Below are 460 nucleotides of genomic sequence, written 5' to 3'. Positions count from 1 at the left end.
TAGATAAGATTTATTTAGAAAAAGCCAGAAGAATCATTGGAGTCAATGAACCTTCTAAATTACTAAAATCTTTAATCTTTAGTGATTATCAAAGCATTGTAGAGAATAGAAAGAGATGGAGGGAGATTAGGGGGTTGTATGTAAAAGCCTTGAGCCCTAAGGGCAAAGGAGAGGGAATATATGATAAAAACTTTGTTGTTGTAGGCAAGACTGATAAAAAGCTTCAAACTTTTTTGGATACAAAAGCAAATGACATCTATCTCTCAGGCTGGACAATTAGAACCCACACCCATCACGACAATATCGGTGCATTTGATTATTACTTAGTGCCCCATATGTTAAGTGGTGTATATAAAACCAAAGAGAGCAGGAAATACCATATTGTTTATTTTGCTAAGTTGGGGAATTATTACCGAGCTGTGTTTAAAAAGGCAATAAATGACGAGGGAGAAGAAGAAAT

1 protein-coding gene is annotated in these 460 nt (G+C 35.0%); it reads left to right on the top strand.

All coding sequences use genetic code 11. The annotated features are described in order from the left end of the window. Positions 1-460, top strand: a 460-nt coding sequence (locus BKH46_RS09635; RefSeq protein WP_172402635.1) for a hypothetical protein, incomplete at both ends; no start/stop codon positions are given.

This window comes from Helicobacter sp. 12S02634-8, from assembly GCF_002272865.1.
GTDB lineage: Bacteria > Campylobacterota > Campylobacteria > Campylobacterales > Helicobacteraceae > Helicobacter_J.
The sequence above is the reverse complement of the archived record's forward strand: the minus strand, read 5'-3'. Positions and strand labels throughout refer to the sequence as shown.